The organism is Streptomyces sp. B3I8, from assembly GCF_030816915.1.
Taxonomy (GTDB): Bacteria; Actinomycetota; Actinomycetes; order Streptomycetales; family Streptomycetaceae; genus Streptomyces.
In genome coordinates, this window is sequence record NZ_JAUSYN010000002.1 from 3,202,987 (window position 1) to 3,225,966 (window position 22,980).

The following is a 22,980-nucleotide window of genomic DNA, read 5'->3' on the forward strand; positions in this document are numbered from 1 at the left end:
GGCGCCCCTGCCACCCTTGACCTCATGGCTGAGCGTGCGACGACGGCCACGCGCCGGTGGCGCGCGGGCCACCTCTGGACCTACGTACGACGCGCCCCCGGCACCTACCTCTGGTTGCTCGCCCTCTTCGGGACCACCGTCGCGCTGCACCGCATGTCCCCCGAGTTCGCACGCGAGTTCCTGCGGCACCGGTCCACCAACATCCACGAGCTGTCCGAGCACCCCGTGCGCGTCCTGCTCTCCAGCGCCCTGTGGACGGACGACGGCCACTGGCTCCCGTACGCCGCCCTCTACACCCTCTTCCACGCCCGCGCCGAACACTGGCTCGGCACCGCCCGCTGGCTCACCGTCTGCGCCGCCGCACACGTACTGGCCACCCTTGTCAGCGAGGGCGCCCTGCTCTGGGCCATACACCTCGGCAGGGCACCGCACTCCGCCGTCGACACCCTCGACACGGGCGTCAGCTACGCGCTCGCCGGAGTCATGGGCGTCCTGACGTACCGCGTCCCGCCCCCCTGGCGGTACGCCTACGCCGCCGTCCTGCTCACGGCGTTCACCGTCCCCCTGCTCACCGGCCGCACGGTCACCGACCTGGGCCACCTCGTCTCAGTCCTGATCGGCCTCGCCTGCCATCCCCTGACCCGCCCCCACCCGCACCCCCGCGCCCGCTCGGCCACGCGAAAGGCCCGGATCGACTGACCCGGGCCTTCGCCGTACCGCTGTCCCCCTCGGAGCCCCCTGTCGGATTCGAACCGACGACCTACGCATTACAAGTGCGTTGCTCTGGCCGGACTGAGCTAAGGAGGCGTACACGCCCGGCGCGCGGGCGTGCGTGTGCAGTGTACCCATCGGCCGCGGGGGCCCCGTCAGGATCGGTACGAAGTTCACGGGTCCGGAACTACTGACAGATCAGGTGAACACCAGGTAGCGTCCTGTGCCAGTTCACTCCTGTGGACCACACCACAACGGAATCAGCCGTAGTGGCGCACCACCTTCCACAACGGATCGTCCGGCACGTTCCTGCCGGTAGAAGGGGGCCCATTCACCATGGCCACTGTTCAGTTCGACAAGGCGACCCGTGTCTACCCGGGTTCGACCAAGCCCGCCGTCGACGCGCTCGACATCGACATCGAGGACGGCGAGTTCCTCGTCCTGGTCGGCCCGTCCGGTTGTGGAAAGTCCACCTCGCTCCGCATGCTCGCGGGGCTCGAGGACGTCAACGGCGGCGCCATCCGCATCGGTGACCGCGACGTCACCCACCTTCCGCCGAAGGACCGGGACATCGCCATGGTGTTCCAGAACTACGCGCTCTACCCGCACATGTCCGTCGCCGACAACATGGGCTTCGCGCTCAAGATCGCCGGCGTCAACAAGGCGGAGATCCGGCAGAAGGTCGAGGAGGCCGCCAAGATCCTCGACCTGACGGACTACCTGGACCGCAAGCCGAAGGCGCTCTCCGGTGGTCAGCGCCAGCGTGTCGCGATGGGGCGCGCCATCGTGCGTGAGCCCCAGGTGTTCCTCATGGACGAGCCGCTGTCCAACCTGGACGCCAAGCTCCGTGTCTCCACCCGTACGCAGATCGCGTCGCTGCAGCGCCGCCTCGGCATCACCACCGTCTACGTCACCCACGACCAGGTCGAGGCCATGACGATGGGCGACCGGGTGGCCGTGCTCAAGGACGGTCTGCTCCAGCAGGTCGACTCGCCGCGCAACATGTACGACCGGCCGGCCAACCTCTTCGTCGCGGGCTTCATCGGCTCGCCGGCGATGAACCTGGTCGAGGTCCCGATCACCGACGGCGGCGTCAAGTTCGGCAACAGCGTCGTCCCGGTCAACCGTGACGCCCTGAAGGCCGCCGCCGACCGGGGCGACCGCACGGTCACCGTCGGCGTCCGCCCCGAGCACTTCGACATCGTCGAGCAGAACGGCGCCGCCGCCGCCGCGCTGTCCAAGGAGTCCAAGGACGCGCCCGCCGGCCTGGCCGTCTCCGTCAACGTCGTGGAGGAGCTCGGCGCCGACGGCTACGTCTACGGTGCCGCCGAGGTCGGTGGCGAGACGAAGGACCTGGTGGTCCGCGTCAACGGTCGCCAGGTGCCGGACAAGGGCGCCCAGCTGCACGTCGTGCCGCGGGCGGGCGAGACCCACGTGTTCTCCACCTCGACGGGCGAGCGTCTGACGGACTGAGACGGGCCGACTCGGGCCGACACGGCCGACCGTGGCCGCGAGCGCCCGCGGCGTCGTGGAACCGGCGCCGTGGAACCGGCGTTCGTGGAACCGGCGTTCGTGACGCTTCTCCCGGGACGACGATTCACCCGAGATGACGAAAGAGGGCCCCGCAGGCTGCTGCGGGGCCCTCTTCGCTGCTCTCACGCGCCACGGAAAGACCCCGGCAGACCGGACGTTTCGAGCCGTGTGCGTCAACCCCGTACCCAGAAAACCCGGGTTCGACATCCCCCGAACCGGTGACGGAATGTTCCCACGCCATCACCGCACGCTACGCTCACTCGCGTGAAGCACTCCACTACCCCGCGGACACGGCGCGGTCCGGGCCCCGCCCGCCGGATCGGCCGTTCCCTCGCCCTCGTCCTGCCCGTCGTCATGGTGCTCTCCGGAACACTCGCGGTCACCCGGGTCAACTGGTCCGGCGGTTCCACCGACTCGGTGCTGGCCGCGTCCGACGCCGAGGTGTCGGGCCCCGCCGGTCATGCCAGGACCCGCGCGCCACAGGATGCGCTGCGCGACAGACTCCTGCTCGAAATGCAGGAGAAGGACCCGGCCGTCGCGCTGACCCACCTTCAGCAGGCGGTCGACGAACGCCCGTCGCTTGCCAGGCACTGCGCGTCCATCGCCCGTGCCCTGGGCCGCGCCGCGGTGCGTGTCTACGGTCCTATCCGGGCCCAGTCATACGCCCGCCCGGTCTGCGACACGTCGTTCGCCACGGGGGTGGCGGCGTTCCAGGGCTGAGCGGAGTCGCACAGAGGCGCAGGATCGACACCGCGCCCCGCGAGGGGCGCGGAACTGCCCGCCTAACCTAGGGGCATGACCGATCCGACCACCGCCTCCCGCCCTCGCCAAGCCGTCATCCTGGCCGGCGGCCAGGGCAGCCGGCTGCGCCCGTACACCGACGACCGTCCCAAACCGATGGTCGAGATCCCCGGCACGGGCACGCCGATCATCGGCCACCAGCTCACCTGGCTCGCCGAGGCGGGCGTGAGCGATGTCGTCGTCTCCTGCGGGCACCTTGCCGAGGTTCTCCAGGAGTGGCTGGACTCCACCGACCTGCCCGTCGCCGTCACCACCGTCGTCGAGACGGAGCCGCTCGGCCGAGGCGGCGGCCTCAAGTACGCCGCCGCGCACCTTCCCCACCCCGACCGGTCCTGGTACGCCACCAACGGCGACATCTGGACCCGTTTCCCGCTGCGCGACATGGCGGACTTCCACACCGAGCGGGACGCCGTGGCGACCCTCGCGCTGGCCCGCCCTCGCATCCCCTGGGGCGCCGTGCAGACGGACGGCTTCGGCCACATCACGGACTTCATCGAGGCGCCACCGTCCCCGTTCGAGGTCAACGCCGGCGTCTACGTCTTCTCCCCCGCGTTCGCCGCGCTGCTGCCGGAACGGGGCGACCACGAGCGCACCACGTTCCCCCGGCTGGCCCGGGAGCGGCGCCTGTCCGGCTTCCCGCTGCCGCAGGGCGCGTACTGGCGTGCCATCGACACGGCGAAGGACCTGCGGGAAGCCGCGAAGGAACTGGCGAGCCTCCCCCACTGAACGCGCCCTCCCCCACTGAACACCCTCCCCCGCGCCGCCCCCTGCCGCGCGCCCTCCTCGCGGAAACAGGCGCGGGCGGAGGCATACGGGGACGCACGACGAGAGCCCCGCGCAGGCGATGCGCGGGGCTCTCGTCGTATGCGTGAGGGTCGGCGGACGGCGTATGGGCCCTACCCCAGCAGCCCGCCCACCAGCCGGTCCGAGCCACCCGAGCCGCCGGAACCGCTGCCTCCGGCGCCCCCGGTGCTGCCGGTCCCGCCGCTCGTGGCGCCGCCGGCGGCACCCGTACCGCCCGCCGTCGACGGGCCGGCGCTGGTGCTCGGCGCCCGCTGGGCCGGTGCCCGGTCCTGCGGCGGCGCCTGCCCGGCCGTGCCCTGGGTCTGGCTGGGCTGCCCGCCGGTGACCGCGCCCGTCGTCCGGCTCGCACCGGGCGCCGTGGCGGACCGCGACGGCGAGGACGTGGCGCCCTGCGTCGGCGCCCCGGCGGAAGCCGACGGGCTGACCTTCCGGTGTCGCTCGCCGGGCGCCTTCGGCAGCGGGGAGCCGGGCTGCTCGTTGTGCGGCGCCTCGCCGGGCCCCGGCACGACGACCCGGTCGGCGTCCCGCACGGCACCGCCGAGCAGCGAGCCGATCAGCAGCGTCAACCCGGTGACCACGGCGGTGAGCAGGGCGCCACGACGCAGCACGTACCGGCGCAGGTCCCAGATGTCGGAGCGCGGGCCGAGCCGACGCCAGGCCCCGGCGGCGAGGCGGCCGTCGATCGAGTAGACGGGCGCCCCGGCGATGATCAGCGGGGACCAGGCGGCGAGGTAGATGATGTCGGGCGTGTCGTAGACCGGGACGGTCTTCCAGCTCACGGTGACGATGAGGGCCGCCGAGAGACCGGCGCCGACGACCGCGGCGACCCGCTGCCACAGCCCCAGCACGGTCAGGACGCCCACGAGCACCTGCAGGAACGCGATGACGAGCCCGGCGCCGACCGGGTGTTGGAGCGCGAACTGCCGCAGCGGTTCGGCCGCCTCCCAGGGGTGCAGGGAGTTGAGCCACTTGACCATGGAGCCGCGCTCGCCGCCGTCGAAGTAGACGGGGTCGCACAGCTTGCCCATGCCGGCGTAGACGGAGATGAAGCCGAGGAAGACCCGCAGCGGCAGCAGCACCACGCCGAGGTTCATGCGACGGCCGGGGTAGTAGGCATGGCGCACGTCGGCCTGCGTGGCGCCGGCGTGCCGGCCGGTGCGGTCGGCCGCCTCGTCCTCGGTGCCCTCGGCGGTCCCGTCGCCGTGGTCGCCGCCGTCATAGCCGTCGGCGCGGTAGCCGTCGCCGTCCGGTGTGTCGTACCCGGAATTCCCGTACGTCTCGTCGCCGTACGCCCGGTCCCCGTACGCCTCTTCGTCGTACGTGCTCTCGACGCGCCGCATCTGCGGCAGCAGGCGGGTGCCGACGGCGGGGTCGGGGACGCGCGGGCCGCCGACGAACGGGGTGCGCGTGGTCGAGGCGCCGGTGTCGCCGTCCCCGGAGAAGGCGTCGACGCGGGGGATGACCTGTGTCGACCCGGCGTCGCCCGCCGGTTCCTCGCCGTGGCGTACTCCGCCCGCCCGCACGGCCTGCAGCAGCCGGTGGGCGCCCGTGTCGTCGGGTGCCGAACGGCCGCTCCAGACGACGGGGCGACGCCGGGCATCGCCGGGCCGGCCCGCGGGGCGCACGGCGCCCTGCATGGCGCTCACGTGCCGTGCGACGGCGGCCGAACGGGCGCGCCGGGTCGACGCGCCCAGTTCCACGCGGAAACTCGCGTGGTTGACGACGACCTGCGCCGGATCGCTCGGCACCTTCACCATGCTCAGCGCGGGAGTGTCGTCCGGGGCCGGTGTACCGAAGCCCGACGCTCGGTCCCCCGAGGGTGTGCGGGGTGTTCTGGTGTCCACACTGATCTAACCGAGTGACGTGTCGTTAGGACACTGCTTTGGCCCCGTCGATCTGTCCGGACCGCGTCAAGGTGGGCCACCCCGCCCGCTTCGACCGGATCAGGTGACCGGTCGTGCGGGCGTTCGGGGCGCTCAGGCCCGGCGGCGCGCCGCCTCGTACAGCACGATCCCGGCCGCGACACCGGCGTTGAGTGACTCGGCACCACCGGGCATCGGAATCCGTACCCGCACGTCACAGGTCTCGCCGACCAGCCGCGACAGGCCCTTGCCCTCGCTGCCGACGACGATCACGACCGGCCCGTCGAGTGCCTTCAGGTCGCCGAGCACGGCCTCCCCGTCGGCGGCCAGCCCCACGACCGCGATCCCGGCCTTCTTGTACGCCTCCAGGGCGCGCGTCAGGTTGGTGGCGCGCGCGACCGGCGTACGGGCGGCCGTACCGGCGGACGTCTTCCAGGCGCCCGCCGTCATGCCCGCCGCGCGCCGCTCGGGCACGACCACGCCGTGCCCGCCGAACGCGGAGACCGAACGGACCACGGCGCCCAGGTTGCGCGGGTCGGTGACGCCGTCGAGCGCCACGATCAGCGGGTCCTCGCCCGCGTCGTGGGCGGCCCCGACCAGGTCCTCGGGGTGCGCGTACTCGTAGGGCGGCACCTGGAGGACGAGGCCCTGGTGGTTGAGGCCGTTCGTCATCCGGTCGAGCTCGGGGCGGGGCGCCTCCATGAGGTTGATGCCGCCGCGCTCGGCCGCGAGCTGGAGCGCCTCGCGCACCCGCTCGTCGTTGTCGATGAACTGCTGGACGTACAGCGTGTTCGCGGGCACGCCCTCGCGCAGCGCCTCGACGACCGGGTTGCGGCCGACGACCAGCTCGGAGGTGGACCTGCCGCCGCGCCCCCGGGGTGCGGGGCGGCGCGCGGCCTGCTTGGCCCTGGTGGTGGCGATGCGGTTCTTCTTGTGGCCCTTGCGCGCCTCGGCGGGCGGGGTCGGGCCCTTGCCCTCCAGGCCCTTGCGCCGCTGGCCGCCACTGCCGACCTGCGCGCCCTTCTTGCCGGACATGCGGCGGTTGTTGGCTGCCATGACCTGCCCTGTCTCTCGTGAGCCGGTGCGATGAGGTTCGCACGCGATGAAGTTCGTACGTCTGTGCAGTGTGCCGCCCGGAGGCCCGGACGGCACAATCGATCTTGCGAGGCGCGTGCGCGGGAGCACGCCCGGCACGAAGCGCCGCCGACGGGGAGCGCCCGCGAAGCGGAGCACGCCCCGACGCGGAGCCCGCGCCGGCGCCGGGCGAGTCCGCGCCTAGCGCGGGCCGAGGCTCCAGCGCGGCCCCTGCGGGCCGTCCTCGACGACCAGCCCGGACTGGCCGAGCTGGTCACGGATGGCGTCCGCGGTGGTCCAGTCCTTGCGGGCGCGGGCGGCCTCCCGCTGGTCGAGGACCATACGGACGAGAGTGTCGACGACGCCGTGCAGATCGTCGCCCCGGTCGTCCGCGGCGGCCCACTGCTCGTCCAACGGGTCGAGCCCGAGCACGCCGAGCATGGCCCGCACCTCGGCGAGGCGGGCGACGGCGGCCTCCTTGTCGTCGGCGGCCAGCGCGCTGTTGCCCTGCCGGACCGTGGTGTGCACGACGGCGAGCGCCTGCGGAACGCCCAGGTCGTCGTCCATCGCCTCGGCGAACGCCGGCGGCACCTCGGCGGACGGCTCGACGACGCCCCCCGCCAGCTCCACCACGCGCTGCGCGAAGCCCTCGATCCGCCCGAACGCCGACTCGGCCTCGCGCAGCGACTCCTCGCTGTACTCGATCATCGAACGGTAGTGCGGGGTGCCGAGGTAGTAGCGGAGCACGATCGGACGCCAGCGCTTGACCATCTCGGAGACGAGCACCGAGTTGCCGAGCGACTTGGACATCTTCTCGCCGCTCATCGTCACCCAGGCGTTGTGCAGCCAGTACCGGGCGAACTCGTCGCCGTAGGCCTTGGCCTGCGCGATCTCGTTCTCATGGTGCGGGAAGATCAGGTCGAGCCCGCCGCCGTGGATGTCGAACGCGGAGCCGAGGTACTTGTGCGCCATCGCCGAGCACTCCAGGTGCCAGCCGGGGCGGCCGGGGCCCCACGGGGTCTCCCAGGTCGGCTCGCCGGGCTTGGCCGCCTTCCACAGCGCGAAGTCGCGCGGGTCCCGCTTGCCGGTCTCGCCGCTCCCCGAGGGCTGCTGGAGGTTGTCCAGTTCCTGGTTGGACAGCTCCAGATAGCCGGGGAAGGAGCGCACGTCGAAGTAGACGTTGCCGTCGGCCTCGTAGGCGTGCCCGCGCTCGATGAGCGTGCGCATCATCTCGACCATCTCGGTGACGTGGCCGGTCGCGCGCGGTTCGTACGTGGGCGGCAGGCAGCCGAGGGCGGTGTAGCCGTCGTCGAAGGCGCGCTCGTTCTCGTAGCCGATGGCCCACCAGGGACGGCCCTGGTCGGAGGACTTGGCGATGATCTTGTCGTCGATGTCCGTGACGTTGCGGACGAACGTCACGTCGTACCCGCGGTACGCGAACCACCGGCGCAGGATGTCGAAGTTGAGCCCGGAGCGGATGTGCCCGATGTGCGGGGCCGCCTGCACGGTGGCACCGCACAGGTAGATCGAGACACAACCCGGTGTGAGCGGGACGAAGTCACGGATCTGCCGGGCGCTGGTGTCGTACAGACGAATGGTCACCCCACCAGGGTAGTGGGCCGTGGGGAGTGCCCCACGCCCATTCTGCCCAAGCTGTGCGTTTTCGTGAACGGGCGGCGGCGATCCCGTCCGCGGGGGCCTTCGGGCCTCTGGGCGCGCGCCCAGGGCTGGGGCGCACGCCCCGGGCTCAGCCTGCCGGGCGCGCGCTCACACCACGCGCGCCACCAACGCCGTCGCCACCGCCATCAGCCCCTCCCCGCGTCCGGGGAACCCGAGGCCGTCCGTCGTCGCGCCGGAGACGCTGACCGGCGCCCCCACCACCTCGCCCAGCACCCGCTGGGCCTCCTCGCGCCGCTTGCCCACCTTCGGCCGCTCCCCCACGACCTGCACCGCCACGTTGCCGATCACGAACCCCTCGGCCCGCACGATCCGTGCCGCCTCGGCCAGCAGCGTCACCCCGGAGGCCCCGGCCCACTCGGGCCGCCCCGTGCCGAAGTGCTGTCCGAGGTCGCCGAGCCCCGCCGCGGAGAACAGCGCGTTGCACGCGGCGTGCGCGACGACGTCCGCGTCGGAGTGACCGGCCAGCCCGGGCCCCGCCCCCTCCCACTTCAGACCGGCGCACCACAGCTCGCGGCCCTCCTCGAAGGCGTGAATGTCGGTCCCGATGCCGACCCGCGGCAGTACGACCTGTTGTGCGTCGCGCACGTCCGGTGTCCCTCCCGTCTCAGAAACCATCGTTGAGCCTCCTGCGGGCGAGGACGGCCTCGGCGAGGACGAGGTCCAGCGGCCGCGTCACCTTGAACGCCTCCTCGTGCCCGGGCACGACCACGACCGTGAGCCCGAGTCGCTCGACCATGCTCGCGTCGTCGGTCACCTCGCCGGTCACCGTCTCGTGCGCGCGCACCAGCGTGGCGCGGTCGAAGCCCTGCGGCGTCTGCACCGCGCGCAGCCGGGACCGCTCGGGCGTGGCGACCACGGGCTCGGGCGCCCCCGGTCCGCTCGCCGGCGCCACCTCCTTGACGGTGTCGGCGAGCGGCAGCGCCGGTACGACGGCCGGTGCGCCGTCCCGTACGGCCTCGATGACGGCGTCCACCGTGTCCACGGGCACCAGCGGCCGGGCCGCGTCGTGCACCAGGACGATGTCGTGGCCGGGCGGCAGCGCGTCCAGGCCCCGCCGCACCGATTCCTGGCGGCTCTCCCCACCGGGGACGACGACGAAGTCGGTGCGCTCGGGCAGGGCGTGCGCGTCGAGCAGGGCCTTGACCTCGGCGGCACCGTCGGGCGGGGCGACCACGACGACGAGCTGGACGGCACGGGAGGCGGCCATCGCCCTTACGGCGTGGATGAGCATGGGTGTGCCGCTCAGCGCACGGAGCGCCTTGGGGGCGCCCGGACCGAGCCGTACACCTCGGCCGGCGGCCGGGATCACCGCTGCCACGCGGGGTGCGGGACGGCTCGACCCCGGCGTCCGCGCGGCCGAATCGGCCGAATCGGCCGTCTGCCGGGCGGGATCGGCGGCGTACGGGGAGGCGTCTGAGGACGAGGGGCGCGATTCGTCGGACATCGGTTCCTGTCAGGTTTGTGTGCTCCACCGGGGTGGGTATGGCCCTGGGGGTACCCCCTGCCCGAGCAGCGCCGAAGGCTGGGGGAGTGCCGGGTGCGCGCCTCGACCGGACCCTTCCGTGACATCCGGTCGAGCGGGCTGCCCGCTCGGCACGCTCAGTATCGGGGGGAAGCCGCCTCTCCCGAAACACCGGGGTCCGGGACCACCCCTGACGGCGTACGACAGCCGCCCCGCGCCCCACCCACGGCACGCCGGCCGGGCGAAGCGCTGCCCGCGTCAGCTTCTGCGTCCGTGTCCGGGACGGCTCCCGCTCCGCCCGAGCGGATCCGTACGGGCAGGTCGGCATGGGTTCGCGGCGCGTTGGTACGCACAGGGCAACGGCGGCGCAGGGAGCAAGCAGGCAAGGAGTGTGGGTCAGGTTACGAACATGCCGCAGCGCCCGGCGACAGCTGTTGCGTCATCGGGCACCGCGGCATCTCACATGTACGGTCCGCCGGGCCGTTCGTCCCGCCTGGAGGGCGGCACGGATGTGCGTTGTTGCGTCAGGACGCGGCCGGCGTCGGGACGCGAGGACCGTGCGTCAGGACGCGAGGACCGTGCGTCAGGACGCGAGGACCTCGTCGAGCAGGGCTTCGGCCTTGTCCTCGTTGGTGTTCTCCGCGAGGGCGAGCTCACTGACCAGGATCTGCCGGGCCTTGGCGAGCATGCGCTTCTCACCTGCGGAGAGTCCGCGCTCACGCTCACGGCGCCACAGGTCGCGCACCACTTCGGCGACCTTGATGACGTCGCCGGACGCGAGCTTCTCCAGATTTGCCTTGTAACGACGCGACCAGTTCGTGGGCTCCTCGGCGTACGGCGCGCGCAGCACCTCGAAGACCCGGTCCAGTCCGTCCTGACCGACCACATCACGCACGCCGACGAACTCCGCATTGTCCGCTGGCACACGCACCGTCAGGTCGCCCTGGGCGACCTTGAGCACCAAGTAGGTCTTGTCCACGCCTTTGATCTGGCGAGTTTCGATAGCCTCGATCAGCGCGGCCCCGTGATGGGGATAGACCACGGTGTCGCCAACCTTGAACGTCATGTGACAGGTACCCCTTCCGTGGCTATCCAGGGTAACACGGAAACGACGTCTTCTGAATGGCGTTTTCGCAGGTCAGGGCACATCTCAGGGCTTGACAAGCGCAACCGGAACGTGCTGCGGGTGGCGAACGGGGCCAGGTATTCGCAGGTCGGAGCGGCTGTGCGGGTGGGACGAAACACGCCCGTCACACCACCCGGAAGCCGGTGACCAGGGGCGGAACATCCATATATGTCCGTCTCCAGATGATCGACAATCGCTACTCCGTTCGGTGATGTGCACCCGGATACAAGACGAATCAGGAATTGATCAAGACAGGCCGAACGGGTGATGGCGGTGCGATCAAGTAGCACTCAAGGAGTACGGCGCGGAGTACGGAGTCAAGGACGACAGGAGTCACCGGCCGCGTTACGGAATTGGCGCGGGGTATAGCGGCGGTTAACCGTGACGGGAGTGGTTCTCGTGATTTCACGAATGCCCGCCGAGCACGGAACGGCCGGCCGTGGAGACGGAACGATCGACCGTGCAACAACTTCCGCACGCCGGCCCCCCGCACCGGTCCGCCGGAGCGGCCGGAAGCGCGTGTCGAGCCGCCGGGAGCGGGCGCCGGAGCGGCCGGAAGCAGGTGGCGGGCCCGGAGGGGCGGGTCGGGTGCGGCGGGTCGGGAGGCCCTCGGTAACCTAAGGCCCGCTGACAGATGCTTAGGACGGCTTTATTCAGGCAGCCGTCCTGTTCCGCCCACGTTCAAGGAGTTGCCGCCGCCGTGAGCAGCAGCCTTCGACGCGGCGCCTTCGCCGCCGCCGCCATCGCGTTCTCGATCGCCTCGCTCGCCGCGTGCGGTGCCGGCAACAACGCCCAGACGCTGGAGGTCAAGCCGGACAACGCGGCGATCAGCGTCGGTCCCATCAAGGTGCAGAACGCGCTGGTCATCACCCAGCCCGACCCGAAGGACACCGGCCCGGCCGCCATCTCGGCGACCGTGTTCAACGGGAGCGACACCCCCCAGACGCTGGACTCCGTCGCGCTCGACGGTGGCGGGGCCGCCGCCCTCTCGCCCGCCAAGGGCAAGGGCAAGGTCACCGTTCCGGCCCACGGTTCGCTCGTCCTCGGTGGTCAGGGGAACGCCGCGGCGGTGCTGAACAGCGGCCGCGAGGCGGTACGGGACGGCGACGCGCAGAAGCTCACCTTCACGTTCAGCGAGACCGGGGCCGTAAGCCTCAAGGCGTTCGTCGTGCCGGCCGAGAGCTACTTCAGCAAGTGGGGGCCGAGCAGCGTCCCCGTGCCGCCGGGCGGCGGTACGGCATCGGCGTCCACGTCGGCCTCTTCCTCGGCGTCGGCCGAGGGCGCCTCCGGGTCCACGCCGAAGAAGCCCAAGACGTCTTCCTCGGCTTCGTCCTCGGCGTCCTCCTCCGCGTCGTCGAGCGCGTCGGCCCAGTAGCCGGAGCGTCGGCCCAGTAGCCGGAGCGTCGGCTCGGTGCGCCGGGCAGGGGGCCTCCGCCGTCCCCCACCGCTTGCACCGAGTCCGGCGAAACCCGCGAGTTCCGCGAGGCCCGCAAGACCCGCAGAACGCACGAGTTCCCCGCGCCCCTTTCTTCCCGGGGCGCGGGGAACTCGTGCGACAGGCCGCGGTCGACGGACCGCGGCGGGGCAGGCCTCGGTGCGGCCTACGGCTCGAACTTGTAGCCGAGGCCCCGGACCGTCACCAGGTATCTCGGGGCGCCCGGGTCCGGCTCGATCTTGGCGCGCAACCGCTTCACGTGGACGTCGAGCGTCTTCGTGTCTCCGACGTAGTCCGCTCCCCACACCCGGTCGATGAGCTGCATCCGCGTGAGCACGCGCCCCGCGTTGCGCAGCAGCATCTCCAGCAGGTCGAACTCCTTCAGCGGCAGGTCGACCTTGGCTCCGGAGACCGTGACCACGTGCCGGTCGACGTCCATGCGCACCGGCCCGGCCTCCAGCGCCACCGGAGCGACCTCTTCCGGCTCCCCGCGGCGCCGCAGCACCGCGCGGATGCGCGCGACCAGCTCGCGCGAGGAGAACGGCTTGGTGACGTAGTCGTCGGCGCCTATCTCCAGGCCGACCACCTTGTCGATCTCGCTGTCCTTGGCGGTCACCATGATCACGGGGACGTTGGAGCGCCCGCGCAACTGACGGCAGACCTCGGTGCCGGGAAGTCCCGGCAGCATCAGGTCGAGCAGGACGAGATCGGCGCCGTTGCGCTCGAACTCGTCCAGGCCGTCGGGCCCGGTGGCCGCGACGGCGACCTCGAAGCCCTCCTTGCGGAGCATGTAGGACAGGGCGTCGGAGAAGGACTCCTCGTCCTCGACGACGAGCACTCGGGTCACGGAAGGACCTCCGGGGCGGTGAGCGGTGCGTATGGGGATGGTGCGATGGACCGTCGGGCCTCTCCATCGAGGCCGCGGAGGTCGTCGAGACGATCGTGGGGGACGGGAGGGCCGGCGTCGACGCTGTCGCCGGTCCCGTCGGTGCCTTCGGTGCCGTCGGGTTCGTAGGTTCCGTCGGTGGCCTTGTGGGTCCCGACGGTCCCGTCAATCCTGTCGGCCCCGTCGGTCCTGTTCGAACGCCCGACGGCGGTGTCGTCGCCGGCGGCGTCCTCGTAGGTGGCCGTGACGGGCGGATGACCGGCCCGCTCGGGCTTTCGGGGCGGCCCCTGCGCGCGGTCGCGGGTCGCACCCGCCCGCGGGAGCCGGAGGGTGAAGGTGGAGCCCTGTCCCTCCGAGCTCCACACCGTGACCTCCCCGCCGTGCGAGGCGGCCACGTGCTTGACGATCGCGAGACCCAGACCGGTGCCTCCGGTGGCCCGCGAGCGGGCCGGGTCGACACGGTAGAAGCGCTCGAACACGCGCTCCTTGTCCTTCTCGGATATGCCGATGCCCTGGTCGGTGACGGCGATCTCGATGAAATCGCCGCCGGGCGCGTTCACCCGGCGCGCGGCGATGCCGACGCGCGTACGGGCGGGTGAGTAGTTGACGGCGTTCTCGACGAGGTTGCCGAGGGCGGCGGCGAGCTGGCCCCGGTGCCCCCAGACATAAAGGTCGGCGGTGCCTCCCGCGGCCATGGTGATCTGTTTCGTCCCGGCGGCGTGCCGGCAGCGGTCCATCGCCTCGGCGACGAGTTCGTCCACGCGGACCGGCTCGGCGTCCTCCAGCGGGTCGTCGTTCTGCACGCGGGAGAGGTCGATGAGTTCCTGGACCAGGTTGGTCAACCGGGTGGCCTCGACCTGCATGCGGCCGGCGAACCGCTCCACCGCCTCCGGGTCGTCCCGGGCGTCCAGGACGGCCTCGGAGAGGAGGGAGAGCGCGCCCACGGGGGTCTTGAGCTCATGGCTGACGTTGGCGACGAAGTCGCGCCGCACCGCCTCGATGCGCCGGGCCTCGGTGAGGTCCTCGACCAGGAGCAGCACCAGCCGCGAGCCGAGGGGCGCCACGCGCGCGGAGACGGCGAGGGCCTCGCCGCGTCCGCCACCACGCTGGGCGAGGTCCAGTTCGACCTGTCGTATCTCACCGTCCCGCCGGGTGTCGCGGGCCATCTGAAGCATCGGCTCCACGGCCAGCTCGCCGCCCCGGACCAGCCCGAGGGCGTACGCGGCGGAGCTGGCCTTGACGACGGCGTCGGCCTCGTCGAGGACGACCGCCGACGAGCGGAGCACGGACAGTACGGTGTCCACGCCGGGCGGCAGGACGGTGTCGGTGTGCAGGGAGGAGCGGGTGGGGCGCGCCTGGTCGCGTTCGCTCCAGCGGAACGCCAGCATGGCGATGACACCGGTGAGCACTCCGGCGATCGCTGCCGCTGCGGCGACCGCCGCGTTCACGTCCATGCGACCAGGTTAGGCACGGATTCGGCCCCGGCCACAGCCGTCCGGGTGCGACCTCGAACACTCGTCGCCCAGAGTTCACCTTGGGGCCAGGGATGGTTCATCTGGGATGCCGGAAACGGACGCGTACGGCCCGGAACGTGGGAGCGTGGGGTTCACCGGGCTCCGGCACCCCGTCGGCCGAAGTGAGAGGAAGACCTGATGCGGGACGCGTACCACGAGGAACTGGACTCGATCGGCGAGGGCCTGGTCGACATGGCCCGGCTCGTCGGGTCGGCGATCGGGCGCGCCACGACGGCGATCCTCGACTCCGACCTGAAGCTGGCCGAGAGCGTGATCGAGGCCGACAAGAAGGTCGACGACCTCCAGCACGAGCTGGAGGCGCGGGCGATCACGCTGCTGGCCCGGCAGCAGCCGGTGGCGACCGATCTGCGGATCGTCGTGACCTCCCTGCGGATGTCGGCGGACCTGGAGCGCTCCGGCGACCTCGCCCAACACGTAGCGAAGCTGGCGCGGCTGCGCTTCCCCGAGCGCGCGGTCCCGCACGACCTGCACGCGACGATCCTGGAGATGGGCCAGCTCGCGCAGCGCCTGATGGCGAAGGCGGCGGAGGTCATCATCACCAAGGACGTCGATCTGGCGATGCAGCTGGAGCAGGACGACGATGACATGGACCTGCTGCACCGCACGCTCTTCCAGCACCTGATGGACGACCGCTGGAAGCACGGCATCGAGACGGCGGTCGACGTCACCCTGCTGGGCCGCTACTACGAGCGGTTCGCGGACCACGCGGTGTCGGTCGCGAAGCGGGTGGTGTACCTGGTGACGGGTGAGCACGCGGACGAGATCCAGGCGGACATCCAGCCGGTGACGGGGGTCGACGGGGCCTGAGGACCGCCCTGTACCGAGGGCTGAGGCCTCCCGCGCCAACGGCCGAGGTTTCCCGCACCGCACCGACGACGCGAGCCACGGGCGCCCATCTCCACGCGATGGGCGTGAACCTCCACGCGGGGGGCGCGCGACGGTCGCGTAGGTGTGCGAACGCCTCCGTGCGCCGTTGATGCGCCCGACGGACCGGGCATGCACTGGGCAGCAGCGCGGGCACCGGCCCGTCGCGGCGACCGCGCCACCGCGGCAACGAGGAGGGACCGAGACCCATGCCCGAATCCCCCAGCACGCCCGACCCCACCCAGGAACGCGAGACCCGGACGCAGGCCGAGGTCATCGGCCTTCCCCTGATAGCCGCCTGCGGCTGCGGCAGCGGGTGCGGCTGCGGCTGCCAGTCCGGCGCACCCTGCCAGTGCGGTTGAGGGCACCGGACCGGCACCGCGCACGGGGGTGAGGGGCGCACCGCACCACCTTGCGCCCGCACCACCGACTCCAGTCGCTGGGCCGACCGCGTCACTCCACCGGTTGCCCCAGCGGCCCCGCCGGCTTCGATTGCCCCACCGGCCCCGTCTGCTCCACCGGCTCCGTCTGCTCCACCGACTCCACCAGCTCCACTCCGGTGACCGTGACCGTCGGCTCCTCCTCGGGGAGGCGTCGCATCAGGGCGCCGTAGCCGAGGGCCGCGACGGTGCCCACCGCCGCGCACAGGCCCCACAGCCACCGCGCGCCGAGGTGGTCGATGACGAACCCGGCCATCAGGGGGGCGACGAGCGCGGCCACGGACCAGGACAGGCTGTAGACGCCCTGGTACCGCCCGCGCCCGTGGATCGGTGACAGCCGGACGACGAGGCCGGTCTGGGTGGGCGCGTTGATCATCTCGCCGACCGTCCAGACGCACACGGTGAGCGCGAAGACACCCACCGACCCGGCGAAGGCGGTGAGCCCGAACCCGTACCCGGCGAGGAGAGAGGAGACGACGAGCAGCCTGCCGGCGTCCCGGTGGACGATGAAGCGGGTCAGGGGTATCTGCAGGGCGACGATGAGCACGCCGTTGACGGCGATCGCGAGACCGTAGTCGGCGGGCGTGAACCCGGCCGCACCCATGGCCACGGGCAGCCCGACGGCGCCCTGTTGAAAGACGAGGGCGACCAGGAAGGACAGTGTGACGACGCCCATGTACCGCCGGTCGCGCAGCACGGTCCCGAGCCGGACGGCATCGCCCTTGGCCGTTGCTCCGTCGGCCGGTGCGGGCCGTGACTCGGGCAGCTTGAGGAAGACGACGACCGCGCAGGCCAAGGTCATCGTCGCCTCGATCAGGAACCCGGCGAGGTAACTGACCTCGGCGATGAATCCGGCGCCGGCGGAGGAGACGGCGAACCCGAGGTTGATCGCCCAGTAGTTCAGGGAGAACGCCCTGACGCGGTCCTCGGGCCGCACGATGTCGGCCATCATCGCCTGCACGGCGGGCCGGGAGGCGTTGCTCGCCATGCCGACCAGGAAGGCGACGGCGGCGATGGCGACGGGGTCGCGCATGAAGCCGAGCAGGGCGACGGACAACGCGGTGGAGGACTGGGCGATGAGCAGCGTGGGCCGCCGTCCGAGACGGTCGGTCATCACTCCGGCGCCGATCGAGGAGACGACGCCGCCGAACCCGTAGAGGGAGGCGACGAGTCCGGCGTACGAGGCGGAGTAGCCACGGTCGACGGTGAGGTACAGCGCCATGAACGTGGCGACGAAGGCTCCGAGCCGGTTGACCAGCGTGCTGGTCCACAGCCACCAGAAGGCGCGCGGCATACCGGAGACGGCCTCGCGCGCGGCGCGACTCAGACCGGCGACTGACATGGACTCCCCCACGAACGTACGGACGGACGACGGTGCGGGCGTCGACAGCCGAGGTAAGTGTCGAACTCCGCCAGCACACCTTACGCGCACCGGCCCCGCCGGGCCACCGAAATAAAAACCCGCCCGCAGACCACCCCGGCGTCCACCTGCCGACCACCGCACGCACCCCTCCAAGGGCGTCCATTACGCTCAAAGGCATGGCCGACGCACCGTACAAGCTGATCCTCCTCCGCCACGGCGAGAGCGAGTGGAACGCGAAGAACCTGTTCACCGGCTGGGTGGACGTCAACCTCAACGAGAAGGGCGAGAAGGAGGCGGTCCGCGGCGGTGAGCTGCTCAAGGACGCCGGCCTGCTGCCCGACGTGGTCCACACGTCCGTCCAGAAGCGCGCGATCCGCACGGCGCAGCTCGCCCTGGAGGCGGCCGACCGCCACTGGATCCCGGTGCACCGCTCCTGGCGCCTGAACGAGCGTCACTACGGCGCCCTGCAGGGCAAGGACAAGGCGCAGACGCTCGCGGAGTTCGGCGAGGAGCAGTTCATGCTCTGGCGCCGCTCCTACGACACCCCGCCGCCCCCGCTCGACCGCGACGCCGAGTTCTCCCAGTTCTCCGACCCCCGCTACGCCACGCTCCCGCCGGAGCTGCGTCCGCGCACGGAGTGCCTGAAGGACGTCGTCGCACGCATGCTCCCGTACTGGTTCGACTCGGTCGTCCCCGACCTCCTCACCGGCCGCACGGTCCTGATCGCCGCCCACGGCAACAGCCTCCGCGCCCTGGTCAAGCACCTGGACGGCATCTCGGACGCCGACATCGCAGGCCTGAACATCCCGACGGGCATCCCCCTGTCCTACGACCTGAACGCCGAGTTCAAGCCCCTCAACCCCGGCGGCACCTACCTCGACCCCGAGGCAGCGGCAGCAGCCATCGAGGCGGTCAAGAACCAGGGCAAGAAGAAGTAACGCGCCACCAGCAAGCCCCCGACCTGCGGTTTCTTCGCGGGGCGGGGGCTTTTTGGCGGGGCTGGGCCGTCTCTGGGCCGTCAGGCTAGATGAGTCGGATGATCACTCGGATGGACACCAGGAACGCCAGCGGCAGCACAACGGCAGAGTGGGTCCCGGACCACAGACTGAACCCTGCCCCGCAACCGCCGATGAGGCCGAACGGAAGTTCCCGGGGGGTGAGGTCGATGCGAAGGCGGCGCCGTGGCACCATTGACTTCTCCATGCGGTTCATAAGTTCTCCAATGCGGTGAGTAATGAGTGTGCCGATGGAAAGGAGGGGTCACCCCTGGCCGGGCGGCCCCTCCGCCATATCGGTGGCAGACATTACTCGCCTGTTCCGCGAGATTCCAATCCGCGCGAGGAGGGGAACACTCAAAGACGTTTCCCGTGAGCTAGCAACAGGACGTTATGGGGAACAGGGGCGGACCTCCCTTGGCCCGCCACCCCCGCTCCCCAGCGCTTCGAACGGGCCTACGGAGGCCTCTGTTCGCAACTGATCCACGCGACACCGCAGGCACCAAGGCATCCAGGGCGCCACCTAACGAACACCCAACCAAGCTCTACTGAGCACTAATAATGCCGCGCCTAACACTTATCCAGCACCAATATTCCCATAATTAGCTACCCAGCCAGCACTAATAGTTCCGCTGCAAAATCTGCAGCGAGCACTTATAGTGCCGCATTAAACGCTGCAGCAGAATATTACTGCCAATGTAGCGTCTACCGAGCCTGGAAGATGGCAGCTACGGCCTTACGGGTGCGCTCCTGACTGGAGGGCATGAGGTGTGCGTACACCCGGAGCGTCAGGCCCGGGTCCGAGTGGCCGAGGTACTCGGCGAGGGCCTTGATGTTCTCGCCCGCGTCCAGGAGCACCGAGGCGTAGAAGTGGCGGAGCGCGTGCATGCCGTTCTCGCGTGACTCGGCGTACGACCCGCCCGGCTCTCGCTCCGGGATCACACCGGCCGAGGCGAGCGCCCGCTTCCACACCTCCTCGTTGAGCGACGTCCGCCAGACGTGCCCACCGCGCGGCCCGGTGAAGAGGAGTCGCTTGATGACCGCGGGCCCGTCGGCCACCTTCCACGGCAAGGTGATCTCGACCGGCGGGAACTCCCTCATGTGCGCCCGAAGCGCATCGGCGACCGGGCCCGGAAGTGGCACGTCCCGGAGCTTGCCGCCCTTGGGCGGGGCGAACACCGCCTTACTGCGGCTCAGTTTCAGTCGTTAAGGTCGTCCAGCCGGACGTCTCCGTAGTTGCCCTCGCGTATGTGCCAGACCAGGACGCCGTCGCAGTCACCGTACGTCGGTGGCTGGGCGAACGAGCACGGACACGGGATGTTGCACTTGCACACGTCGAACCAGTCGCCTGCGACATGCCACGCAGGGACCCGTCGGCGCCGCTGTCTCTGCCATTGCTCTCACTCCTCACGGCCCGGCCCGGTGGGTCCCGGATCCCCCTGTGTGCCCGGCGACCGGACCGGACCGGGCATCCTCCCTCCTTTCCATCCTGTGCTCCTGACCGAAGCATGCCCAGCGGCGCCTGCCCGGGTTTTGCGGTGCCGGGATCCGTGGTGTCCTGGAAGGGTCCGGTAGGAGAGCACCATGCGAACCATTCAGCGCTCCGTCACCAACGACCATCCGTTGCGGCCTGGGGTGCTGCTGCCAGCGCGGGATCTCGCCGTCGCGTGGTCGCTGATCGTCGTGATCGCCGCCCTAGCCTGGGTGCTCACCGTGGGCCAGGCGCTGGACATGGGGATCGAGCCGGGCACGATGGGGATGGCGCTGCCGCTGTTCCTGCTGCTGTGGGTCGCCATGATGGCGGCCATGATGCTGCCGTCCGTCGCTCCCGTCGCGGTGACCTGGGCGAAGGGCATCACGCGGCAGTCCGGCGGCCTCACCCGTGCCGTGCGCACCACGGAGTTCCTCGGCGGTTATCTGCTCGTCTGGACGGCCTTCGGGCTGCTCGCGTACGGCGGACTGGCGCTCACCGGCGACCTGGTCGACCGGCATCCGGAGGCCGGGAAGTGGATCGGCGCAGCCGCCTTCGCGCTCGCCGGGCTGTACCAGCTGGGCCCGCTCAAGAACATCTGTCTGCGGCACTGCCGCAGCCCGATAGCCCAGCTGATGCGTTACGCCTCCTACCGCCCGGCGGTCCGGGACCTGCGGGTGGGACTGCACCACGGCGCGTACTGCCTGGGCTGCTGCTGGGCGCTGATGGTGGTGCTGATCCCGCTCGGAGTCATGAACATCGCGGCGATGGCCGGGCTCGCGGCGCTGATCTTCCTGGAGAAGCTCTGGTACCGGGGCCCGCAGTTGGCCCGTGTCATGGGCGTGGCGTTCCTGGTGCTGGCGGTGCTCGCGCCCTTCCAGGACTGGCTGCTGCTGGGGCTGCAGCCCTCCGGCGGAGCGATGATGCCGTCGATGTGAGTCAGCGGCGGTGCTGCTCGCGCCACATGGCGCGCCGACTGCCGAAGAAGCCGGCACTGGAGACGCAGAACGGCACGAGGTAGTTGACCAGCACCCGCATCCAGGTCACGGCCGTGGCCGAACCGGCGAACAGCACCGAACCCTGGTTGACCAGCGACAGCAGCGTGCCGACGACCACTGCGATCGGCACGCACTTGGCCAGCGAGGCTGCGGAGAACACCGTCTCCAGCAGCCTCGGACGCTCGTCGCCGGTCCGCGGGGAGCTCGTCGGATCCCCCCGCGTTACTCGTGAGCCGATCACGCCCTTGCCATGGGTGCTCCGGCCTCCTGCTCGCTGGCGAAGACGAAGTCGGCCTCCTCTCCGTAGCTCGGCTCGTAGCTCAGGCCGAAGGCGTCCGAGCTGCCGGTGGCCTTGCCGATCCCGTACTCGGGGGCGAATCCGAACATCGCGTTCGTCACGGTGGTCGGCGTGCCGTCGGCGCCACGCAGCGGCTCGTACGTCAACTGAGTGTGCCCCTCGACGCTCAGGCCCCGCTGCTCGCCGCCGGAGAGCGAGACCGCACCGCGCTCGGTACCGAGGAACTCGCCGATGAACTGTGCGAGCTCGCCGAACGGGCCGCCCTCCTGACCGGAGAGGATCCGCCCGACGGCATCGGCCTGCGCATCGCTGGCAGCGGTGTCGATCACGACGCCGACCTTCCAGTCACCGGCCGTCAGATTCGACGGGAAGAGGTTGTAGAACGCGAAGTCGACCCCTGAGAGATCGACCTCGTCCAACCTCCCGTCGGCGATGTGGAACACCGCGGTGCCACGGCACTCGGTGCCGCCCCGCGCGTCCCTGGGCTGCGCGTCCACAGGGCACCCGCATATCACGGCGCATGAACAGCCCGCGATATAGTGCCCGGAGATGCTGTACGTCATTTGGTACTCCTCTGCCCCCTGGTGAGTCCGATGGAATCGGGCCGACCGGAGGGGAGCGCGCGCAGAGCCGTCCGCGATCCCCCGGCCGACCCGTCAGGGACGATCGGGTGGGCAACGCGGATGAACGGATCATGGGCACTCCGCTCCAAGCGGTGAGCCGAGGAGCACTGGACTTCCACGCTAGACACGCTGCGCCCCGGCTGTAAACCGCAGCGGGATGCGGTGTGCCCCGGGGCGGGAAGGCGACGCCTTTGCGCCGTTCCCCGGGTCGGCGGCGATCAACGGCGCGGGGACGGCGGATGCTGGTCGAGCGTCCGCGAGGGGCGGTCAGCTCGGTGCTCGGTGCCAGGGTGCGCCAGAGCGGGTAGGTGCGGCGTCTGCGGCGATCCGCAGGGCGTAAACCGTCTGGTCGGTGCGATGGCGTGGGAGAAGGCCGAGGTAGCTGTGGCCGGTCAGGTGGCACCAGGCGGGCAGGTCGAGCGGAGCAGCCGGATCGGTGACGATGACGTGCACGATCGTGTCCGGCGCGGCGTCCCGGATGCGCTCGCGCAGGTGTAACAGGAGGGTGACGCAGAGCATGCCGGTGCCGTCGACCAGCAGTCGTCCGGTCTCGGGTGCGGTGGTCACGCGGCGCAGGTCTCGACGGGAAGCTCGGCCAGGCGCCATTCGAGCATGCCGTCGGCCAGCCGCTGCGCGCGGCGGCCTCGGGCGGCGAGCAGGCGGACCGCGTCGTGGGCGAGGACGCAATTGGCGGGCGTCAGCAGGCGGTGAACCCATGCACTCACTCCGTTGGTCTGACCGCGCCGTCGACAACAGGTCCGAGCCCGCGTCAGCCGCCACCAGCGGCCAAGGCGCCCAACAACCATGAGGATCACGATCTACAGCTGGAGTACTAAGGTCGGCGGGGGTGCAGCGAGGCATACGCGCACCTGATCGGCCGGCGCCGTCGTGGCTGGCTGTCGTCGGCTGAGGTTCGTGCCACTGCCGTGCCAGAAGTGGGGGTCAGCCGCGGTCAACGAGAATGCCTAGCGGTCGAGTTGGTGGGTGGCTCACCAGTCATCGAAGCCCCAGGTCACCGG

General features: G+C 71.0%; 22 protein-coding genes, 1 tRNA gene and 2 pseudogenes. 9 read left to right on the forward strand and 16 right to left on the reverse strand.

Annotated elements, in window-relative coordinates:
* Nucleotides 1-24: 24 nt before the first annotated feature.
* Nucleotides 25-699, forward strand: a complete 675-nt coding sequence (locus tag QFZ64_RS16210) for a rhomboid-like protein (protein ID WP_307066379.1) — start codon at nt 25-27, stop codon at nt 697-699.
* Between the two features lie 33 nt (nt 700-732).
* Here the strand turns inward: QFZ64_RS16210 and QFZ64_RS16215 are convergent.
* Nucleotides 733-807, reverse strand: a tRNA-Thr gene (locus QFZ64_RS16215).
* 240 nt (nt 808-1,047) lie between these two features.
* Here QFZ64_RS16215 and QFZ64_RS16220 point away from each other — a divergent pair.
* From QFZ64_RS16220 to QFZ64_RS16230, 3 genes are all read left to right on the forward strand, one after another.
* On the forward strand, nt 1,048-2,184 hold the full coding sequence (locus tag QFZ64_RS16220) for an ABC transporter ATP-binding protein (protein WP_307066381.1): 1,137 nt from the start codon (nt 1,048-1,050) through the stop codon (nt 2,182-2,184).
* A gap of 324 nt (nt 2,185-2,508) precedes the next feature.
* On the forward strand, nt 2,509-2,964 hold the full coding sequence (locus QFZ64_RS16225; RefSeq protein WP_307066383.1) for a hypothetical protein: 456 nt from the start codon (nt 2,509-2,511) through the stop codon (nt 2,962-2,964).
* Nucleotides 2,965-3,039: 75 nt separating this feature from the next.
* Nucleotides 3,040-3,771, forward strand: coding sequence for a nucleotidyltransferase family protein (locus QFZ64_RS16230; RefSeq protein ID WP_307066385.1), 732 nt, complete (start codon nt 3,040-3,042; stop codon nt 3,769-3,771).
* 170 nt (nt 3,772-3,941) lie between these two features.
* Here QFZ64_RS16230 and QFZ64_RS16235 read toward each other — a convergent pair whose 3' ends face one another.
* The 6 genes from QFZ64_RS16235 to QFZ64_RS16260 form a co-directional block, all read right to left on the reverse strand.
* Complete coding sequence (locus QFZ64_RS16235; RefSeq protein WP_307066388.1) at nt 3,942-5,693, reverse strand: DoxX family protein; 1,752 nt, start codon at nt 5,691-5,693, stop codon at nt 3,942-3,944.
* Between the two features lie 132 nt (nt 5,694-5,825).
* A complete protein-coding gene (gene rlmB, locus QFZ64_RS16240; RefSeq protein ID WP_307066390.1) occupies nt 5,826-6,767 on the reverse strand; it encodes a 23S rRNA (guanosine(2251)-2'-O)-methyltransferase RlmB in 942 nt (313 codons plus the stop codon).
* A gap of 219 nt (nt 6,768-6,986) precedes the next feature.
* Nucleotides 6,987-8,387, reverse strand: coding sequence for a cysteine--tRNA ligase (gene cysS, locus QFZ64_RS16245; protein WP_307066392.1), 1,401 nt, complete (start codon nt 8,385-8,387; stop codon nt 6,987-6,989).
* Nucleotides 8,388-8,552: 165 nt separating this feature from the next.
* The gene (ispF, locus tag QFZ64_RS16250) at nt 8,553-9,080 is read right to left on the reverse strand and encodes a 2-C-methyl-D-erythritol 2,4-cyclodiphosphate synthase (RefSeq protein WP_307066394.1); all 528 of its coding nucleotides are present in this window, start codon (nt 9,078-9,080) and stop codon (nt 8,553-8,555) included.
* A complete protein-coding gene (gene ispD, locus QFZ64_RS16255; RefSeq protein WP_307066396.1) occupies nt 9,070-9,909 on the reverse strand; it encodes a 2-C-methyl-D-erythritol 4-phosphate cytidylyltransferase in 840 nt (279 codons plus the stop codon). Before ispD ends, ispF begins: the two co-directional genes overlap by 11 nt.
* Nucleotides 9,910-10,510: 601 nt before the next feature.
* Nucleotides 10,511-10,993 carry a CarD family transcriptional regulator gene (locus QFZ64_RS16260; protein WP_003953493.1) on the reverse strand — a complete coding sequence of 161 codons (483 nt, stop codon included), beginning with the start codon at nt 10,991-10,993 and terminating at the stop codon, nt 10,511-10,513.
* A gap of 760 nt (nt 10,994-11,753) precedes the next feature.
* On the opposite strand from QFZ64_RS16260, the gene QFZ64_RS16265 reads away from it, so the two are divergent.
* On the forward strand, nt 11,754-12,428 hold the full coding sequence (locus QFZ64_RS16265) for a DUF461 domain-containing protein (RefSeq protein WP_307066398.1): 675 nt from the start codon (nt 11,754-11,756) through the stop codon (nt 12,426-12,428).
* 226 nt (nt 12,429-12,654) lie between these two features.
* Here QFZ64_RS16265 and QFZ64_RS16270 read toward each other — a convergent pair whose 3' ends face one another.
* Nucleotides 12,655-13,335, reverse strand: coding sequence for a response regulator transcription factor (locus tag QFZ64_RS16270; RefSeq protein ID WP_307066399.1), 681 nt, complete (start codon nt 13,333-13,335; stop codon nt 12,655-12,657).
* A complete protein-coding gene (locus QFZ64_RS16275; RefSeq protein WP_307066401.1) occupies nt 13,332-14,828 on the reverse strand; it encodes a cell wall metabolism sensor histidine kinase WalK in 1,497 nt (498 codons plus the stop codon). The genes QFZ64_RS16270 and QFZ64_RS16275 overlap by 4 nt, the downstream gene beginning before the upstream one ends.
* A 198-nt stretch (nt 14,829-15,026) precedes the next feature.
* On the opposite strand from QFZ64_RS16275, the gene phoU reads away from it, so the two are divergent.
* Entirely contained in the window at nt 15,027-15,716 is a 690-nt protein-coding gene (phoU, locus tag QFZ64_RS16280; RefSeq protein WP_307066403.1) for a phosphate signaling complex protein PhoU, read from the forward strand.
* Nucleotides 15,717-15,982: 266 nt separating this feature from the next.
* Nucleotides 15,983-16,135 carry a hypothetical protein gene (locus QFZ64_RS16285; RefSeq protein ID WP_307066405.1) on the forward strand — a complete coding sequence of 51 codons (153 nt, stop codon included), beginning with the start codon at nt 15,983-15,985 and terminating at the stop codon, nt 16,133-16,135.
* Nucleotides 16,136-16,226: 91 nt separating this feature from the next.
* On the opposite strand, the gene QFZ64_RS16290 is transcribed toward QFZ64_RS16285, so the two are convergent.
* Nucleotides 16,227-17,555, reverse strand: coding sequence for an MFS transporter (locus QFZ64_RS16290; RefSeq protein ID WP_307066408.1), 1,329 nt, complete (start codon nt 17,553-17,555; stop codon nt 16,227-16,229).
* A gap of 197 nt (nt 17,556-17,752) precedes the next feature.
* Between QFZ64_RS16290 and QFZ64_RS16295 the strand changes: the two genes are divergently transcribed.
* Complete coding sequence (locus QFZ64_RS16295; RefSeq protein ID WP_307066410.1) at nt 17,753-18,514, forward strand: phosphoglyceromutase; 762 nt, start codon at nt 17,753-17,755, stop codon at nt 18,512-18,514.
* 762 nt (nt 18,515-19,276) lie between these two features.
* Here the strand turns inward: QFZ64_RS16295 and QFZ64_RS16300 are convergent.
* Together QFZ64_RS16300 and QFZ64_RS16305 are read right to left on the reverse strand one after the other, a co-directional pair.
* Nucleotides 19,277-19,777, reverse strand: a pseudogene (locus QFZ64_RS16300) (tyrosine-type recombinase/integrase); the annotation flags it as partial.
* Nucleotides 19,777-19,905: pseudogene (locus QFZ64_RS16305) on the reverse strand (DUF1326 domain-containing protein); the annotation flags it as partial. The pseudogenes QFZ64_RS16300 and QFZ64_RS16305, both read right to left, overlap by 1 nt.
* A 250-nt stretch (nt 19,906-20,155) precedes the next feature.
* Here QFZ64_RS16305 and QFZ64_RS16310 point away from each other — a divergent pair.
* The gene (locus QFZ64_RS16310; RefSeq protein WP_307066412.1) at nt 20,156-20,980 is read left to right on the forward strand and encodes a DUF2182 domain-containing protein; all 825 of its coding nucleotides are present in this window, start codon (nt 20,156-20,158) and stop codon (nt 20,978-20,980) included.
* A 1-nt stretch (nt 20,981) separates the two neighbouring features.
* Here QFZ64_RS16310 and nrtS read toward each other — a convergent pair whose 3' ends face one another.
* The 4 genes from nrtS to QFZ64_RS16330 form a co-directional block, all read right to left on the reverse strand.
* Nucleotides 20,982-21,200 carry a nitrate/nitrite transporter NrtS gene (nrtS, locus tag QFZ64_RS16315; RefSeq protein WP_307066414.1) on the reverse strand — a complete coding sequence of 73 codons (219 nt, stop codon included), beginning with the start codon at nt 21,198-21,200 and terminating at the stop codon, nt 20,982-20,984.
* A 77-nt stretch (nt 21,201-21,277) separates the two neighbouring features.
* Nucleotides 21,278-21,901: a DUF1326 domain-containing protein gene (locus tag QFZ64_RS16320; protein ID WP_307066416.1), complete on the reverse strand. Its 624-nt coding sequence runs from the start codon at nt 21,899-21,901 to the stop codon at nt 21,278-21,280.
* A gap of 327 nt (nt 21,902-22,228) precedes the next feature.
* Complete coding sequence (locus tag QFZ64_RS16325) at nt 22,229-22,528, reverse strand: sulfurtransferase TusA family protein (RefSeq protein ID WP_307066418.1); 300 nt, start codon at nt 22,526-22,528, stop codon at nt 22,229-22,231.
* Nucleotides 22,525-22,686: a hypothetical protein gene (locus QFZ64_RS16330; protein WP_307066420.1), complete on the reverse strand. Its 162-nt coding sequence runs from the start codon at nt 22,684-22,686 to the stop codon at nt 22,525-22,527. The genes QFZ64_RS16325 and QFZ64_RS16330 overlap by 4 nt, the downstream gene beginning before the upstream one ends.
* Nucleotides 22,687-22,980 lie beyond the last annotated feature (294 nt).

Bases quoted from the DNA above. Each gene is read 5' to 3' on its own strand.
- QFZ64_RS16210 (WP_307066379.1), top strand. From the start codon at position 25: ATGGCTGAGCGTGCGACGACGGCCACGCGCCGGTGGCGCGCGGGCCAC.
- QFZ64_RS16220 (WP_307066381.1), top strand. From the start codon at position 1,048: ATGGCCACTGTTCAGTTCGACAAGGCGACCCGTGTCTACCCGGGTTCG.
- QFZ64_RS16230 (WP_307066385.1), top strand. From the start codon at position 3,040: ATGACCGATCCGACCACCGCCTCCCGCCCTCGCCAAGCCGTCATCCTG.
- rlmB (WP_307066390.1), bottom strand. From the start codon at position 6,767: ATGGCAGCCAACAACCGCCGCATGTCCGGCAAGAAGGGCGCGCAGGTC.
- ispF (WP_307066394.1), bottom strand. From the start codon at position 9,080: ATGGTTTCTGAGACGGGAGGGACACCGGACGTGCGCGACGCACAACAG.
- ispD (WP_307066396.1), bottom strand. From the start codon at position 9,909: ATGTCCGACGAATCGCGCCCCTCGTCCTCAGACGCCTCCCCGTACGCC.
- QFZ64_RS16260 (WP_003953493.1), bottom strand. From the start codon at position 10,993: ATGACGTTCAAGGTTGGCGACACCGTGGTCTATCCCCATCACGGGGCC.
- QFZ64_RS16275 (WP_307066401.1), bottom strand. From the start codon at position 14,828: ATGGACGTGAACGCGGCGGTCGCCGCAGCGGCAGCGATCGCCGGAGTG.
- phoU (WP_307066403.1), top strand. From the start codon at position 15,027: ATGCGGGACGCGTACCACGAGGAACTGGACTCGATCGGCGAGGGCCTG.
- QFZ64_RS16285 (WP_307066405.1), top strand. From the start codon at position 15,983: ATGCCCGAATCCCCCAGCACGCCCGACCCCACCCAGGAACGCGAGACC.
- QFZ64_RS16290 (WP_307066408.1), bottom strand. From the start codon at position 17,555: ATGTCAGTCGCCGGTCTGAGTCGCGCCGCGCGCGAGGCCGTCTCCGGT.
- QFZ64_RS16295 (WP_307066410.1), top strand. From the start codon at position 17,753: ATGGCCGACGCACCGTACAAGCTGATCCTCCTCCGCCACGGCGAGAGC.
- QFZ64_RS16310 (WP_307066412.1), top strand. From the start codon at position 20,156: ATGCGAACCATTCAGCGCTCCGTCACCAACGACCATCCGTTGCGGCCT.
- QFZ64_RS16320 (WP_307066416.1), bottom strand. From the start codon at position 21,901: ATGACGTACAGCATCTCCGGGCACTATATCGCGGGCTGTTCATGCGCC.